The sequence below is a fragment of the Enterococcus sp. DIV0175 genome (assembly GCF_050529075.1).
In the GTDB taxonomy this organism is placed as follows: Bacteria; Bacillota; Bacilli; order Lactobacillales; family Enterococcaceae; genus Enterococcus_B; species Enterococcus_B thailandicus.
Genome location: NZ_CP172880.1, coordinates 1286890 through 1303724, shown reverse-complemented (window position 1 = coordinate 1303724; position 16835 = coordinate 1286890). Strand labels below are relative to the sequence as shown.

Genomic DNA, 16835 nt, shown 5'->3' with positions numbered 1-16835 from the left:
TTTCACTCCTATTTCATAAAGGTTTGAGGATTGAAACGTAGCATCTTCTGGATGAATTGTTCAGAAACCCCATTTTCAAGTGCCAATGGAACAAATTGATCCAACAAGTAGGAATAACCAATTCCACCCTGATAGGTTAAATTTGATTTGCGAGTAATATCCATTGAAAGAAACACTTTGTCTTCGTATCCTCGTCTTTCGATTTCTTTTAACATTTTGGCTCTGACTAAATCTGGCTGATAGTTTTCTTTGCCAACCGTATCGAACTCAACATAGACTCCTTGATCCAACATCTCCAAAATATAATTAATATCTCCTGTTAAGTCTACATGACCAATAACGATTTTTTCTAAATTCGCATGTTGCTCTTTAAAAAAAGCTACTTGCTCATGACCATAAGTTCCTAATGTTGTATGGGTCGTAATCGGAACATTGGTTTGTTCTTGTGCGATGACTGAAGCGGTAAAAACTTTTCGTTCACGTGTAGTCATCAAGTTTTTACTTGTTCCTATCTCACCAATAATTTGTGCTTTGATTGCAGTGCCTGCAATTCCGTGTTCAATTTCATTCACCATAAATTCTGTCAACTCATCAATCGTTGCATCAGTGACAAATTCTGGAAGAAATTTATCTTGATAAAAACCCGTTGCTTGAACGACATTTATTCCAGATAATTCCGCAACCTTTTGTACATACGCTGGATTTCTTTTCATATCCATATTGGTCACGTCCACGATATTGCGTACACCTTTATTATACAATTTTTTGTATTCTGAAACAGTTTCTTCAAAACAATTCAGATTTGTATCATCAATATTCTTTAAGCGAGACAAATCAATTGTCGTGTGCTCATGCATATAAGTAATTCCATCAAGTAACATCTAATCTGATTCCTCCTAATTTGCAACGACTGGCACAAATAGACCAAGTAAGTAAAGAATATTAACAATCACGCCTAAACTAATTGCGGCAATTGGACCAACTGCTAACTCTACTACTGGTTTTTTTGCTTTTCTGTTCAACAGCATCAAGCCAATCACCCAGAAATAGCCAATGCCGGGAGCAATTTGTTCGGATGCCATTGCCCCACCAATTAGTAAAGCAACCTCTAAAACTTTGTTCATTGCTGTTCGAATATATTCACCCATTTCGCGAATTCCCGGGAATTTATCCAAAGCTTTTGCCATCAATGTCAAAAGTTGTACTTCGACAAACATCAATAACGCACCAACGATAAACGCAAGGATTGGCTTATCATGTAATAATATTCCTGCTACAAAAACAAAAGTTGTTCCAGCCGGACTATAAACGCCGGTAACGATTGCTGTTGAGAAAACCAATGGAATAAAGCCAATTCCTCTAGCAAATGCGGCTAAAGCTGCTTCACTCATTTTTCCTTCAGAAAGTAAATTCAATGAAATTGGATCACCAGCGATAATCATTAAACTAGTCGCAGCCGCTACAGAACCACCTGTAATGGATAGCCAAATCCAATTTTTCTTGATACGATTCACACGTTCCAAAAAGACACTGACTAAACTTTCGTTTGAATTACTACCATCACTCTTGACCTGAATTGCGTAAACAATCATAAAAATCATTCCGACAAGTAAAGACATACCTTCTGCGCTAAGCGTCAAAGTTGCTCCATTTCCTAAGTTGAATGTACCGAAACGTTTAACAACAAATAAAGTTAATAATGTCGCACCAAAAGAGATTGCGCCTTTTTTAAATCCATGTTGGCTTGTAATCGCTACTGCCGGGAAAATACTAAAGGAAATGACTACAGGTGCCCCGACCGAAGAAAGTGCATCCATAAAGTTGACCGGCATCATCGCGAATAAATCAACGACCGCTTGAAGTCCTAAAACTAAACCAACCCCATAAAGTGCACCCACCACTGCCGAAATGATTACGCCTGTTTTTCCTTCGGGTGCCCAAGAGCCGATAATATCTGTCATCAATAACACACTATGAACTAATAAAATTGATGCACCAATCGACACTGGTATCCCAAATCCGATAACCAAACCAAAACTTAACGCAAAACTTGTCGCAGCAATTTCTTTTTTCCCAATTTTCCCCTCTAAAAACTCTGGTACGATTGGGCGCAAGCCATCATTAAAGACAGCAATTCCCTTGTTCGCTAATACCGCACATAAACCACCCAATGATGCGATAGCAATTAATTCAATTATTCTTGACGAATCCATCTTCTTTCCCCCACGATCATTCTATTGTTTTTTTAATTCATCCATAATGATTGGCACAACTACTTCTTTGTGTTGGGCAGTAAAGCCAAACGCTTGTTTACCAGAACGAACATTCTCGCGAATTTCTTCTTCAGCCATTACTTTCCCTGGCATTGAAACGGTTACACAATTGTCATGACCTAATAAAGCTAACGCCATTGCTAATGCTCCACCACCACCAGTATTGCAAGCCCCCACATAATAGTCGGCTTGACCATTTTTTACAGCCATCGCTGCATCCAAATCATTTTTCACTGTGATTTCGTACTTTCCATCACTGAATTTTTCAACTAATTCTTTCACTTCACTTTTATCAATTTGGCCACCTACTACGATTTTTTTCATCAAAAGTCCTCCTAAATGAATGTACATTTTTTTGTATATTGATACGTAATTAATAATTACAAACAGATTGTAACTGTGCCTGAACACAAATGCAAGCCCTTTCTTTTTAAATGTTTTTTATTTACTCACTTCTTTTCTACCTTTAAAATCGTTTTGAGTTATTTTACCTGAATCATTTTTCTTTATTCAAACCAAATTCATCACCTTCTTTTTTGCCGTTCATTAATGCTAGTTTCATTCATTTTTTCTTGAATTAACTAACGAATAAAGGACTTTGAATCTGGTTTCAGTTTGATAACCGTTGATTTTTTAAGCTCCTGAATCGGTCTTCTTGTGAATCCATTTGCTGATACTAGTTTTTATTTAATTAATGATACGTTATTTTCCTTGGTGAGCGAAAGAAAAAATAAAAGTTACACTCGAGGCATTAACATTGTAATGTCTTTCCCTCTATGAGAGAATTTCAGTTACAAAAACATTTAGGGAGGACCACCGTTGTATAAATCTTTGTGTTTCATCACTGAAAAATTGAATGACTTTTCTTTTGAAAATCTTCACTATGAAAGACAAAATGAAGAGTATGAAGGTACAACTTTTTCAATAAATACCCACACATTTCGTAGTCGACTCGCCAAATCAACCCCCAAGAAAAAAGGCTATTTTGTTGCGTTCTGGGAAAAGGACATTACTGATAAAAATCAACCATTCTTATACGAAAATAGCCCCGACAAACTGATTATTACTATTCTTGACGGACAACTATCCGGGCAATTTATTTTTCCGAAAGAGGTGTTACTAAAAAAAGGGATTCTCAAAAGCAAAACTTCAAATGGGAAAATCGCGATGCGAATTTATCCCACTTGGGTACACGATTTAAACAAGACTGCCGCTCGTACACAAGAATGGCAAATGAATCATTTTATTGATACTTCAATAACTGTTGACAAAAAAATGTTTAACTCTCTTTATTTTGAATGAGGAGAATTTTAAAAAAACTAAGTCAGCTCTATCTCAAAAAATAAGAGATAACTAACTTAGTTTTAGGTCATTTATCAATCAGAAATTAGTCCTAAATGTTTCATTGAATAGCTAATTCAAGGTTCATTTTTCTCTATAGTATCTAAAGCTTTGTCAGGAACCTTACTCTTTTCTACCTCTTCCCAACTTTTCACTCCGTCACTTTTCGTTACTTTTGCTTTCAAATAGGCGTCTTTTTTTAATGGTTTATTTCGATATTCTTTCATTTCTAAGTCGATTTTCTCACCATTTTTATTGACAAATACTTGATTATACTCAAAATATGAGCTACCTTCTTTATCTGTTTGTTTTTCAGGAGTTGTCGTGATTTTTGTATAGTAGACTTCTTTTTTTAGTTCTCTATCATAAAACTGACATCCTGACATAACAAAAAGACTTGCTAACGCTAAAGTAAGTGTAATAAATATTTTTTTCAATGGCTTACTTCCTCCTATAGTTAATCTATTCAAATAATAATTCATTTTCGTTCAAGTAAACATTGAATTGAGAATGTAAGAGCTAACACTATTGAAAGAATAATATAACTATCATTATGTAATTGGTAATTTCTCGGTCAGATTTGTCTTCCAAGTTGAGTACTCATCTCTTGAACCGCTTGAAAGCATCATAAAGCCCTCCTTCTTATTTTAGAAGAAGGAGGGCTTTTCGCGTTCTCTGGAATTAGAAAAACTTGCTTAATCACCGCAACCATTGTTACTTGGCTTTACCGCAAATCTCTCGCCCATCATTTTTTGACTGAGTACTGGATCAGAAAATTTTTTCAGATTGATGATCTCCAAAAATCAAATTTATTTAGCGATTGTTTCGATTATTCTCCAATTGAGAAAAAAAGACTATGACAAAAAAAGTGTCATAGTCTCTTCTTTTCGAAGCTGGACGCTTGGAGCCACAACCTCTTCTGGCTATTTTTTCTTATTTACTCCTTGAATCGCCTTGAACAAAGTATCAAACTGGCCTTTAAACGACATTACTTGATCAAAGATATCTTCCCCATCATTCAGCATTTTGACCGTCACCCAGCCAAGAGATTCTGTAATTGCCATCGCAACCACCGCATTGACCGCACCACCACTAATTGTTCCAACTACCGGAATAAATTTTAAGATATTGCCTACTGCACTACGGCCAAAGCTGACAACTACCAGTTCTTTAGTCAAACTTTTACCCAAACTTTCCGACCAAGATTGTCCAAATATTTTATGTAAACGTGCCATCATCGTTAACTGTACTGGAACTAATAAAAACGCGTCGGAAAACGGAATAGGTGATAAACCAATGATTGCTGCTGTTAAGGATGCCACATGAACCGTTGTATGACATTTTTTACGAGTTTCTTGATCGACATCTGTCAAAAATTCATCAAAAACGCCATCGAAACGACTTCGACTAGCAGCCGTCAACTTTAATGCTTTAGTCTTTGTACTATCAAAAGATTTCATGATGGCAGTAGAGATTTTACTTGGAAATTGTTTCAACACATCATTAAAGAACGATTGAAATTCTTCTTGTTCTTCCTGTGTCTCCAACTCAGCTACTTCATTCCGTTTCTTTTCATTTGTTACCTCAAGCTGTTTCTTTTTTTGTTTATCCTTTTTCCTTAACATCTTTCATGACCCCTTTATCAAAAAATTACTAAAGAAATTGTAGCACGGAATACAATTTGGCAACAAGAAAACGTTCAGTACATGCCTGTTACTACCAAAAGTTTATCATTTATTTAAGTAAGCACACGTTTAACGTGCATTCCCAGAAGATTCATTTATGTGGTAACTATATTCTTTATAGATAAAGCTGAAACTGTTCACTCCTATCTTTTTCAAGCAACTCCTGTCTGAACACAAAAAATCTCCCAGTCTTCATTTTTAAAATAAAAGCTGGGAGAACCATTCTTTAGCCGTAGCGTTTTTATCTTCTATTATTCCTTACTACGCTCCAAAGCACACTCATTAACTGACAGAAAAAGGAGCTGGAACATACATAAAAAGTGCCTTCAATTTCCAAAAGTTAGACATTTGAAAGCACCTTTTATTTTGAAAAAATTTTTCGTAGTTAGCCTGAGCTAGTTGAATTATTTAAGGAACAATTGATCCGAGTGCCAATTAGTAGTTCGCTGATTAACACTTTTTCACATTAATTTTTCTTTACTTCTCTTCAGAAGTTGCTGAGTCCTTGGAATCTAAACTTAATTCACTCGCTCCAATTTTAATTGATTGGATTTCTTCGTTATCTTTTAATCCAAATTCATAACGAGAATGCATTTTTTTGCCTTCTTGGAAATGGCTCCTGTCTTCATCTAATCTGAAAGTTGTCCCATCTTTATAAGTCAATATAATCGGAACATTGATTAAACTCCCCGTATAGTCAAAGTCTAGTGCCAGCGGCGATAAAGTAATATTTTCTAAGAATACTTTATCCGTTGCCCCATCGATTTCTTGATCAGGCAAATTGGTGATTGGTAATTCTTTCGCCTCTTTCAATTGTATCAGCCAATTCCCTTCTTGATAGACACCCCAATTCCACCCGTTTAAAAGAAGTTTTGCTTGAGTTAAGTCTGCTTCTGAAATAGCAAAAACATATTCTTGATAATCAGATCTGCCAGTTTGATTATTATGCGTCCCCTCATCAATACTAAAGTCTACGATTGGTTCTATTTCTTTTTCACCAATAGCCAAACTTGGAAAAACAGCTGCCATCTTAGGTTCATTTGGTATTTTTAGTTGGACATGTAATAAATTATCTTTGTAAGCAATATTGGAAATCGTAAAATTTCGGTCTAATTTTTCATTGACCTCCAATGGTTTTAATCCTTCCTTGATTATCTCGTCCCAAGTAACGCCTAGTTTTTTGGCTTCTTTTTCATCAAATCCACCACCTTGGCTTTCTTGTTTTGTTAAATCAATCCAAGTTTTAGCTGGTTTTACTATTTCTTCCCATTTTGGAGTAAAAGTTTTTATAAAGTTTTTTTCTTGACTTGCAAAAGAACGGATTTGAAACCCGGAAATTGGCGTAGCCTCTGCACCAATCGCGCTGGTAACTAATGTAGCCGTTTTCGTTCCTTCGTCATAATTGACCACTTGGGTATTCCCACCACTAAACATTTCCCAATCCTCGATGACTGTATCTTTTGCTAGCCGATTACCAGTTAAATCAGTTAGTTGGCTAACCAAGTATTGATTATTCCCATCTTTAAAAGAGGCAACAGCTTTTAGCCGTAATCCTTGATCCGTTACTTCTTGACTTAGCTTATCTGAATTTAACAATAAGATTTCTGTATCTGTACCAAACCTTTTTTTATAAGCTAACGACAAATCATCTCGAAAAGTAAATCCTACTAATAGTAAACCTAATGCTGCCGTTGATCCACTAATTATCCAACGTCTTTTTTGTTGTCTCTTTTTTCTAAACATATTCTTTTTTGTTACAAATTTATTCTTGATTTCTTTTTTATTTTTTTCGTGAAAGGGTTGATCAGTACATTTCAGTAATTCATCTAACTGTTCTTCAGTTAAATATTCTAAAGGATCTTTTTTCATCTATTTTCCACCTCTCTAAAAAAAGAATTTTCATTCACTAAATGACGAAGCTTTTTACGCCCTCGATACAAATAATTATCAATTTCTTTACTCGTGAGTTTTGTGCGCTCTGCGATTTCCAGAGGAGATAAATCACAAAAGATTCGCCAAAACAATAATTGACGTGTGGGCTCGTCAAACGTCAAAATCAAGTTATACAGTTCTTGCCATGCTTCTTTCTCATCAAGTTCATCACTAATCAGTTGTTGTGCATCTTCATTTATTTCCGTCAATGGTTCTTGTTTAAATTTTTGGACTTTTTGCCATTTATTTCTGGTCATACTCTTTGTCATAATACACAAATAAGTTTTCAGACTACCTTTTTCTGGATTAAATTTTTCAGGATGTTGCCAAAATCGTAAGAAAACATCACTGATTATTTCTTCCAGATCCATGTTATTATGAACACCACTGCGAGCACCCACTGCCCATAATAATTTACTATAAGCTGTAATTAGATAATCGAATGCATCATCATCACGTTTTTTTAATCGTTGATAAAAAAGTTCATTTTCGATTTCTTCCATTTCTCCACCACCTACGCTAGTACTTTTCAAGAACACTATTAGCACACACTTCACTATCTTGTCCTATTCTCTCCTATAAAAAAACGAAATCAATCATTATTTTGATGAATACACTCGATGGAACTAGTTCTTTTTTCTATTAAGTTAACTGACTTTCTCAAAATATAACGCTTCACATAAAAGAGCTCTCCCAAATTCAACATATCTTCATCATCAACATTTTTGATTTCACATATAGTACAAATCATAAGGAACAATTTCCTCGCATAAAAATAAATTTTTCTAAATCATCGTCATTCACTTCTAATACTCATCATACCCAGTTATGTACAAAAATTCCCCAGTATATTTAAGTGCAATCATACGAATAAAAAGCCAACCAGGAATTACCATTCGCGCTAAAATTTCAACTACTACCTCTTAAAGAACATCCTCACTTCACACAAAAAGGGGCTGGGGCAAAAATAGTCTAAATAGAAAAAAAGCCTAAACTTCGTTTTTGAAAACGGTGATTTTAGGCTTTTTTGAATTGAAAAATGTGTTAAGAACAACTGGATTTTTCGTTTTGTCCCAATCCCTTTTCTTTTAACGGCAATCAAGCAAGCTGAAATGCACACCACGTCCTTGATTCTTTCCATTATATTTGAGTAATGGTTTCTCAAGGGCGAAAAAACGGGCTGAAGCTACTGCTACTCCATGGTTTACAAAAATTTCTACAGCGGATCCATCAATCATCAACTGAATTTCTTTCAATGGTTCATCTAAATGGTAATGACGAAATTCTTTTTTGCCGTCTTCCCAATTCGTTCGACTCAATTCCATCAGCGATTTTTTAGCATCAAATAGTAAAGAAAAACCAGTCGTTACTTCTACTTGGAAATCTTCAGCAAAAGAGTCAAAGGTCATAAGAATTTCTGAACCAAATTTCGCCAAAGGACATTTCCAGTCTCCCATCAACCCAAAAGTAGACTCTTCTCCGCGCAACTGTTGTAATTCTCGGATGGGTCTTTGATAAAGCCGACCTTCATGGAAGTTCAATTCACGAGGAATCGTTAAACAATGCACCCACTTTTCTGCAACTGTTGGTTGTGCTTGTTCCTTTTCAGGTGGCATTACGCCCATCCAACCATAGAGTATGCGTCGTTCATCAGCTGTTTCAAACGTTTGAGGTGCATAAAATTCAAATCCCCAATCCATTTCTACCAACTTATTTTCTGAAGCAATCTGCCATTCTTTCGTCAGTGGCAGATAGACCGTTTGATGAATATTTTGATACTGTTCTCTCTCCGCCGTCAATCCTTGTGGCGAATAAAGTAAGAGTTCTTGACCATCCACCTGAAAAAGATCAGGGCATTCCCACATGTAGCCTCTCTGAGAGATCTTATCCATTTCATTTGAATCAAAAAGTTCGCCATCAAATTGCCACTTTTTAAAGTCAGCGGACGAGTAACAGAGAATTGTTCCTTGCTCTGCTAAAGTTTGAGCCCCGAGCACTAAACGCCATCGATGTGTTTCATTATCAAACCAGACTTTTGGATCACGCACATGACGTGTATACCCTTGCGGATGTTCAAAAAGCGGGCCTAACTTTTTAAAATCTACACCGTTTTCTGAAACTGCCCAACACTGAAAACTACTTCGACTTCTATCAGGGTTAATCACATTTCCAGTATAGAATAAGTATAATTTGCCATCTTTTTCAATCGCTGATCCAGAATAAATTCCGTCTTTGTCATAAGGCTCGCTAGGAACCAATGCCACCGGCAAACGTTTCCAGTGAATCATGTCCTGAGAAACAACATGTCCCCAGGATTTATAATCATGTGAGCAGTCTTTGGAATTCCATTGATAAAAGAGATGATACGCTCCTTGATATTCAATCAATCCATTGGGATCATTCAGTAACCCTTCTTCTGGTGTACAATGGAAACTCAATGGATAACGGCTGTCCTTTACTCTACCATCTAACATCTAACTTTCACTTCCTTACTAAAGCCAATTGTCTATGCTTGTTCTAGCTCTTCTTCCATTTTTTCTTGGTAGCCAAACAAGTACGTCAAGACAAAAGCTACACTGATTGCTAAGATATTTACAAATAAATAAGGCAATAATTGACCGTTTAAATAAAGCAACGTTCCCGGAATAACTGTAATTGCCATTCCAGTACCAGCCAATTGCAACAAACTAGCTGCAAAACCACCCACAGCGCCACCAATCAGCCCCATGATAAATGGTTTTACATAACGTAAATTTACCCCGAAGATTGCAGGTTCTGTTATACCTAAAAAGGCTGATAAAGCAGAAGGAAAACATAATGCCTTTAATTTTTTCGATTTCGTTTTGAAGCCAACCGCTAAAGTTGCGCCACCTTGTGCTGCAATAGAACAAGTAATAATTGCATTAAATGGGTTCACACCTGTATTTGCCAATAGCTGGACTTCTAAGAAATTAAAGATGTGATGTACACCAGTTACGACGATTAATTGATTTAAAAAACCAATAATCAAACCAGCTAAACCAAATGGTAAAGCCAAAACAAATTCTGTGCCATTCAAGACCACCGTTTCAAAAGAATGAAAAATGGGGCCAATTACCATCAAGGATAGTAAGCTCATGACTAATAATGTAACAAAAGGTGTGACTAATAAATCAAAGGTATCTGGTACGGATTTATGCAATCTTTTTTCCAATTTTGAACCCAAGATGCCGGCAATAAAGGCTGGTAAAACAGTTCCTTGATACCCCACAATCGGAATAAAATTAAGTAACATAATCGGTGTAGCATCTCCAGAGGCTACTGCATAAGCGTTTGGTAAAGCAGGATTAACCAACATTAGTCCTAAAACTATCCCAATGATTGGACTACCACCAAAGACTTTAAATGTTGACCAAGCAACTAAAGCTGGTAGAAAGGCAAACGCTGTATCAGTTAAGACTTGCGTGTATAAAAGAAAGTCCGAATTGATTGCATCAGGTGTCATACCAAACAGTTGCAAAATTTGAGGCTGAGTAATCAATCCACGGAGTCCCATAAACAAACCAGTTGCAACTAAGACAGGAATAATCGGTACGAAGACATCTCCAAACGTACGAACCATTCGTTGAAAAGGATTTGCATTTTTTGTTGCTTCTGATTTCATTTCAGCTGTGGACGTTTCATGAGCGCCTAAACCGATAACCTCGTCATAAATTTTATTAACAGTTCCCGTTCCAAAAATAATCTGATATTGTCCGGAGTTAAAAAATGCTCCTTTGACTTTTGGAATGTCTTCTACCTTTTTTTTATCGATTTTACTTTCATCGTTGACCATCAATCGTAATCGAGTTGCACAATGCGCAACGCTTTGAATATTTTCTGCACCACCAACGGCATTAATCACTTCTGCTGCAATCTCTCGGTTTTCCATTTTGTTCTTCCTCCTCATTTTTATGGAACCGTTCCCGTTTTTGCTTAAAAAAATAATAAATAAAAACTCAACCCTTTATGGAACCGTTCCCCTAATAACAAAAACAGCGTAACACGTAGATGTATGCGCTGTCAACTACTTTTTAACAGCACATACACTATTTCTGATAATCATTGTCGTATCAACAATTGTTTGTCGCGCAATCTCATTTCCTTGTAAAAGCTCAATCATTAAACACGCTGCTTTCTCACCGACAAGTTGATGGTGAAAGTCAACTGTCGTTAACGGTGGATAGAGGTACTCACCAAAGGAGTAGCCGCCAAATCCAGCAACCGAAAGTTCGACACCAATAGCGATATTCAATTGGTTTGCAGCTTTGATTACCCCCATCGCCATACTATCTGTCGCACAGATAATCAAACTGGCATTCTTTTGAGGTAGCAATTCTAATCCTAACTGATAATTATCTTCTGGATAAAAAGTTGAAGGAACGATCTGAGGTGTGATTCCATTTTCAAGAAAAGTTGTCACAACCCCTTGTTTTCGATTGATTCCGACTGACAAATCATTTTCTGGTACACCGACATATAATACTTCTTTGTGACCATATTCCAACAAAGCTTGAGCAAGATTCACACCTGCTTGATAATTGTCATGGTCTACGGAATAGACCGCTTCATTAGATTGCCCGACAAATAAGATTGGCACGTCGATTGAATTCGCTACTTTGATGTGTTCTTCCGTAATTTCGGTTGCCAATAAAATAATACCAGCTACTTTGTTTTGCACTAGACTGTAGATACTCTCAATCTCGCGTTTGATTGCCAATTCAGTATTAGAAATCAGCATTTGAAATCCATTTTTCCGTGCAACCTCATCAATCCCATTCAAAATTGCCATGATTGATGGCGAAGTTAATCGCGGGGAAATCACTCCGATAAAATTACTTTTTTGAATCTTTAGATTACGGGCAAATTCATTAGGTGAATAATTATATTTACTGATGATTTTTTCGATTTTTTTTGCTGTTGCTTCACTAACATATCCGTTATTTAAATAACGAGAAACCGTGCTCTTCGAGACTCCGGATTCTTTAGCAATCTGTTTGATAGTAACCATTATTTCTCCTTATTCCTGTTTTTCTTTATGATACCATAAGAATGATTGATCAAATCACTTAGATTGTCATTTGTTTGCCTAAAAAATTTTATGCCAAACCTAAATAGTTTCCATCCTATACTATTTTTTTGTCCAGAGTACATAATAAAAGAGCCTACCGCATTTGCAATAGGCTCTTCTCTTATTTGATAAAAGCTTGAATTACTACTGAAGGATTTTTCCCGTTATTCTTAAAGGATACGTTCTGGCAATTATCTGGAATAATAAAGGTTTCACCGTAATGAATAGTGATTGGAACGAATTCACCATCATCACTGAATAACTCAATGGACTCCCCTTCAACCAAACAAAGCATATTTACCGAATCATGTGCTTCTAGCTTTATTTCACCTGTAAACGTATGTCGTCGAGTCTCAATAAATTCTAAGTCGCATAGCCCAGTTTTTTCGACAAGAGCTTGCTCGTTGCTTGAAAGAATCTCATTTGGTGAAAAAAGATTCGCTCGAACATAATCCTCATCAAATCGACGATCGACATTTTTTCGTCCATGTTCTAAATGAATTGGTCGAGGTTTACCGTCTAACCCCAAACGACCCCAATCCCAAAGTTTAAACGTGAAGATATATGGAGTAGCACTGATTTCAAGTACAACCGCGTTTGTGCCACCACAATGAATTGTTCCTGCAGGAATCGAAAAATGGTCGTGTTTTTGAACAGGAAAATGATTAATATACTTGGTATCATCAAATCTATAGTTGCTATCTTTACTGGCCTTTTCTAGTTCGTTAAACAGCTCGTCTATGTCAGTATTATTTTTTAGCCCAAGATAGATTGAAGCATCTTCCTTCGCATCTAAAATATAATAGCTTTCGTTTTGCGTATAAACCATCCCAAACTTTTCTTGAATGTATTCCACCTTAGGATGAACCTGCAGGCTTAAATTTCCGCCGCCCATTGTATCAAGGTAGTCAAAGCGGATTGGAAATTCTGTGCCAAATAAAGCATATACGCGTTCACCCAACAGTTGGCTTGGGTAATTTCGTACGAGATTGATTGCCGGCATTTCATATTGCGCATTTTCTAATTCAAAAATTAAACTGTTTTCTTCTGGCACTCCATCAAATGCCCAGCCATAATTTGGGATTTCATCTGGAAGCTCAAATTTTTCTTTCATCCATTGCCCACCCCATGGACTTTGATCAAAGTAGGGCACTAAGCGAAATGGTCGCTGTACAGCTTTTTTTTGAATTGTTTCGTACGTCGCACGATCAATCATTGTCCACTTTTCATTTTTTGTACCATCAATATAAAAATCCGTTTGTGAACGCAACTGACTTTTTAGTTTGTCCGCAATTCGCCATTCAAAAAAATAGCCTCGTTTAAATTTCTTGAGCGCATCTGTTTCAGGCTCCGCCAACCAGTTGTTCAACCCTTTTCTGAATCGTTTTTGGATTTCCCAACGCGTGATGTCGAAATAAACAGTTATGTCAGGTGAAGAAGCTACCAAAGCAGCCCCTACACCCCATACAATAACTAATCCATTTGTTGCTTTGATTTCCTGTTGTACTTCAGTAATTGCGGAACAATCAAAATAATCGTTCATTTCTGCATGGGTCATCAAGCCGAAGACACGATCTTCTGTCAACTCTTTTGCCAACTCACAATTGATTTCTTTTCTTGGTCGAGTACATATTTCACTGTGAATCACCTTCTCTGGTACAAGTTCAGCCACCAGTTGATTTAAAAGTTGCTGATCTATTCCCGGGTATGTCTCGAAACAAATGATCTGTGCGTTTTTTTTAGTTATCTGTTCTTTTAAACTTGCAACAATCTCAGTGATTCCGACCGCTGCTGCAGCATGTTCTTGTACCTTGATTGTTGGTCTTAAATCGTAGGTCATGATTCCTTAACTCCCTTACTTATTTTAGACAAAGTGTTAGAAAATCTTTTGCTCCTAAAGTTTGTCCTTGAACGAAATCATTCAACACATTTTCTGCTAAATCGACAACCTTAACTGAGTCAAATCGATCCAAGTTCATTAATTTGATGGCTTCGTCTGTCTCATTTGGATTGAACAAGCGAATAATCATCCCATCCCCTGCCCACTCTTTTTTAGCAGTACTCATAAACAACTGTTTATTTTCTAATTTCAGCAATGAATCTTCGCTAGGAACAACGTTAGTTAGCGGTGGAATATTAAAACGATCTACCCGATTCAAATAAGAATTCAAGCTTTGTACTTGATAAAAATCTTGCGTTGTAAATAATTTTTTCGAAATTTCATAGGCTTCAGTTGGATCAAAGCGTCCTTCCCCAAAACTTACGAAATAGTCAAATGACATTTCCGTCAGCATCTGTCCATCTGGTGTTTCAACCACCATATTATTAATTCCAGAAGCACGTCCTGGACGCCATGCAAGATCATCTCGACCTAACAACCCATTGCTACGGAATAAAGTTACTGACAATCGTTCTTTTTCAGGTTCCACTTGATATTCTTTTATCATTCCTGTGTGGAAAGTAAAATGTGCCTTTTCATCAGATAACGCAACAAAACTTTCTAATGGATAGATTGGCATTGGCTTTTCAACAAATCCTAATTCACGCCAATTTTCTTGATATGGATTAGTACTCAAACGTTCTAACGCTGAATACCCTTGATCTGCATGGTGTTTTGCTAAATCTGTAACACCTGTTTTCCAGTTAACACGGACACGATGATCTAATACTTGATTATTCATTTGGTGAGTGATTCGGATAAAGTTTTCACCTGTGTAAAGCGAGACTTTCGTTTGGATAACAAACTCTACTTTTTCAGTTGACCGTTTTTCACCAGTTAATTTTGCTGGCAATTTCACTGTATGCGTTAACTCCACAGATTGACACAAGTCATTCTTAGTTACAGTACCTCTCTCATAGTCACTAATGATGATTGCTTCATCACCACTTTTTAACGGTGAGTAATCAAAAGAATCTCCTGCATCCGCAGTATCATCAAAATGGAATGGGTCTTCTATTCTTTCTCCCGTTTGTAAATTTTCAATCACTAGGCGGTCAGCAAAATTAAATTTGAACGACTCGTTTTCAATGGAAGTTGTAGCTGATTTTTCCGTTGTACCGATTGTTACTCCTGATTGGTCCTCCATTAGGAGAGTAGTGTATCCCATCGCAGGAACTGAAACGTCTTTCAACAAAATAGTTGAGCGATAATACGGAGGGACCTCTTCTTCTTTCTCCCCTTTTGACGTCACAATGATTCTTTTACCTCCATCGAGACTGATTTGTTCTTTGACTACATATTCAATTGCTTCACCCGTCACCGTTCTGATACCAAAAGACGGTTTTGAACTAAACAGGACTAATTCACGTGTAAAAGTTTGTGTTTTGATATCTGTGTTAAATAACGTTACGACATCTTCTGTTCCTAATTGGCTACTGATAGCTCCTACCAGTTGACGCTTGACTAAATTGATCAAGTCTTTTACTTGACGTAAAGCACTGGTTAAGCGAACAACGATATCATGGTTCGCATCATCCGAATTTGATGCACCAATGCCGTTGTGGGCTTGACTATCAAAGATTTTTTTCCAAATTTGATCCAACCAATTTTGCGGGAACTTGATTCCGTGCTGTTGACCAATCAAACATAATGGTTCTAGTTCATGGATCAGCAGTTCCTCAACTTCAAAATTCAAACGTTTAATATCATAACGCTCGGAACGACATGTATTATGAATACGTGATTTTTGACAAGCGAGCAATTCCCCAGAAATCGTGTCAGGGAAATTATTTTCATCCCAAGCAGCTGCCATAAAGGTTTCATAATCACTAAGTAGGAATTCATATGCTGAATCTAATTCATTTAATTGTTTCACTGTCTCAGGAAACGCTTGATTGATAATGACTTGGTCACCACCAGCCGGCAGCAAAATAGCATTGGTATCCTGATTTTTCCTTGCTAGCTCATCCAGAATAGGTAATAAACGTTGATTGACATAGTTCTCTTCTGTTGTTAAAAATTTTCCCGGACCGTAACCATAAAAAATATTATTTGTTTTAATTGTCTCTTTGTTAGGAGCTTCCCACAAAAAGTTCAAGTTCTTTGCAACCTGTTCGTTATAAACACCTCGTTGAAAAATGGAATAATCCATGCCAAAACGAGAGTAAATTGATGGTAAATAAGCATGTTGCCCAAAAATATCTGGTGCATAACCGATATTCATGGAATGGCCAAAGCTTTCTGCATATTTCACTCCATACAATAAATTACGAATAACGGACTCAGTCATCCCAAGCAATGCATCTGCCTGAGTGTACCAAGGCCCAATGAAAAGGCGCTTCTTTTCGACAAGAGCTAACAAACGCTCTTTATTTTCTGGACGAATTTTCAAATATTTTTCAACAATAGAAAATTGCCCATCAAAAGAGTAACAAGTGAATGCCGGATCATTTTCTAATGTGTCAATTAAATAATCAAGATTTTCTACTAAAATAATATCGGAATCTTCTTGTGTGAAATACCACTCATGATCCCAATGTGAATGTGCCACTACGAATACTGTTTTTGTCATTAGT

At 36.6% G+C, this 16835-nt stretch carries 12 protein-coding genes and 1 pseudogene; 1 reads left to right on the top strand and 12 read right to left on the bottom strand.

Features of this window, described 5'->3' with window-relative positions; all coding sequences use genetic code 11:
- Positions 1-8: 8 nt before the first annotated feature.
- The 3 genes from IGJ76_RS06170 to IGJ76_RS06160 are packed head-to-tail and all read right to left on the bottom strand — an operon-like array spanning position 9 to position 2597.
- A complete protein-coding gene (locus tag IGJ76_RS06170; protein WP_413130677.1) occupies positions 9-881 on the bottom strand; it encodes a phosphotriesterase family protein in 873 nt (290 codons plus the stop codon).
- Between the two features lie 15 nt (positions 882-896).
- Positions 897-2213: a YhfT family protein gene (locus tag IGJ76_RS06165; protein ID WP_071868315.1), complete on the bottom strand. Its 1317-nt coding sequence runs from the start codon at positions 2211-2213 to the stop codon at positions 897-899.
- A 21-nt stretch (positions 2214-2234) separates the two neighbouring features.
- The gene (locus IGJ76_RS06160; protein WP_270345486.1) at positions 2235-2597 is read right to left on the bottom strand and encodes a DUF2620 domain-containing protein; all 363 of its coding nucleotides are present in this window, start codon (positions 2595-2597) and stop codon (positions 2235-2237) included.
- 495 nt (positions 2598-3092) lie between these two features.
- On the opposite strand from IGJ76_RS06160, the gene IGJ76_RS06155 reads away from it, so the two are divergent.
- Positions 3093-3575, top strand: a complete 483-nt coding sequence (locus IGJ76_RS06155; RefSeq protein ID WP_270345488.1) for a MepB family protein — start codon at positions 3093-3095, stop codon at positions 3573-3575.
- A gap of 116 nt (positions 3576-3691) precedes the next feature.
- Here the strand turns inward: IGJ76_RS06155 and IGJ76_RS06150 are convergent, their stop codons facing one another.
- The 9 genes and pseudogenes from IGJ76_RS06150 to IGJ76_RS06110 all read right to left on the bottom strand — a co-directional run bounded on the left by IGJ76_RS06150 (position 3692) and on the right by IGJ76_RS06110 (position 16831).
- The gene (locus tag IGJ76_RS06150) at positions 3692-4051 is read right to left on the bottom strand and encodes a YxeA family protein (protein WP_067481871.1); all 360 of its coding nucleotides are present in this window, start codon (positions 4049-4051) and stop codon (positions 3692-3694) included.
- A gap of 486 nt (positions 4052-4537) precedes the next feature.
- On the bottom strand, positions 4538-5239 hold the full coding sequence (locus IGJ76_RS06145; RefSeq protein ID WP_270492553.1) for a YcjF family protein: 702 nt from the start codon (positions 5237-5239) through the stop codon (positions 4538-4540).
- Between the two features lie 537 nt (positions 5240-5776).
- The gene (locus tag IGJ76_RS06140) at positions 5777-7168 is read right to left on the bottom strand and encodes a hypothetical protein (RefSeq protein WP_095803608.1); all 1392 of its coding nucleotides are present in this window, start codon (positions 7166-7168) and stop codon (positions 5777-5779) included.
- On the bottom strand, positions 7165-7734 hold the full coding sequence (locus IGJ76_RS06135) for an RNA polymerase sigma factor (RefSeq protein ID WP_067481867.1): 570 nt from the start codon (positions 7732-7734) through the stop codon (positions 7165-7167). The genes IGJ76_RS06140 and IGJ76_RS06135 overlap by 4 nt, the downstream gene beginning before the upstream one ends.
- A gap of 585 nt (positions 7735-8319) precedes the next feature.
- Positions 8320-9705, bottom strand: coding sequence for a glycoside hydrolase family 32 protein (locus IGJ76_RS06130; RefSeq protein ID WP_270492551.1), 1386 nt, complete (start codon positions 9703-9705; stop codon positions 8320-8322).
- Positions 9706-9746: 41 nt separating this feature from the next.
- Positions 9747-11141 (bottom strand): annotated as a pseudogene (locus IGJ76_RS06125) (sucrose-specific PTS transporter subunit IIBC); the annotation flags it as partial.
- Positions 11142-11276: 135 nt separating this feature from the next.
- Positions 11277-12260: a LacI family DNA-binding transcriptional regulator gene (locus tag IGJ76_RS06120; protein WP_270344537.1), complete on the bottom strand. Its 984-nt coding sequence runs from the start codon at positions 12258-12260 to the stop codon at positions 11277-11279.
- Positions 12261-12441: 181 nt separating this feature from the next.
- On the bottom strand, positions 12442-14160 hold the full coding sequence (locus IGJ76_RS06115) for a class I mannose-6-phosphate isomerase (protein ID WP_430596831.1): 1719 nt from the start codon (positions 14158-14160) through the stop codon (positions 12442-12444).
- A gap of 19 nt (positions 14161-14179) precedes the next feature.
- Positions 14180-16831, bottom strand: a complete 2652-nt coding sequence (locus IGJ76_RS06110) for a glycoside hydrolase family 38 C-terminal domain-containing protein (RefSeq protein WP_067481858.1) — start codon at positions 16829-16831, stop codon at positions 14180-14182.
- Positions 16832-16835 lie beyond the last annotated feature (4 nt).

Coding starts and splice junctions, on each gene's coding strand:
- IGJ76_RS06170 (WP_413130677.1), bottom strand. CDS start 881: ATGTTACTTGATGGAATTACTTATATGCATGAGCACACGACAATTGAT.
- IGJ76_RS06165 (WP_071868315.1), bottom strand. CDS start 2,213: ATGGATTCGTCAAGAATAATTGAATTAATTGCTATCGCATCATTGGGT.
- IGJ76_RS06160 (WP_270345486.1), bottom strand. CDS start 2,597: ATGAAAAAAATCGTAGTAGGTGGCCAAATTGATAAAAGTGAAGTGAAA.
- IGJ76_RS06145 (WP_270492553.1), bottom strand. CDS start 5,239: ATGTTAAGGAAAAAGGATAAACAAAAAAAGAAACAGCTTGAGGTAACA.
- IGJ76_RS06140 (WP_095803608.1), bottom strand. CDS start 7,168: ATGAAAAAAGATCCTTTAGAATATTTAACTGAAGAACAGTTAGATGAA.
- IGJ76_RS06135 (WP_067481867.1), bottom strand. CDS start 7,734: ATGGAAGAAATCGAAAATGAACTTTTTTATCAACGATTAAAAAAACGT.
- IGJ76_RS06130 (WP_270492551.1), bottom strand. CDS start 9,705: ATGTTAGATGGTAGAGTAAAGGACAGCCGTTATCCATTGAGTTTCCAT.
- IGJ76_RS06120 (WP_270344537.1), bottom strand. CDS start 12,260: ATGGTTACTATCAAACAGATTGCTAAAGAATCCGGAGTCTCGAAGAGC.
- IGJ76_RS06115 (WP_430596831.1), bottom strand. CDS start 14,160: ATGACCTACGATTTAAGACCAACAATCAAGGTACAAGAACATGCTGCA.
- IGJ76_RS06110 (WP_067481858.1), bottom strand. CDS start 16,831: ATGACAAAAACAGTATTCGTAGTGGCACATTCACATTGGGATCATGAG.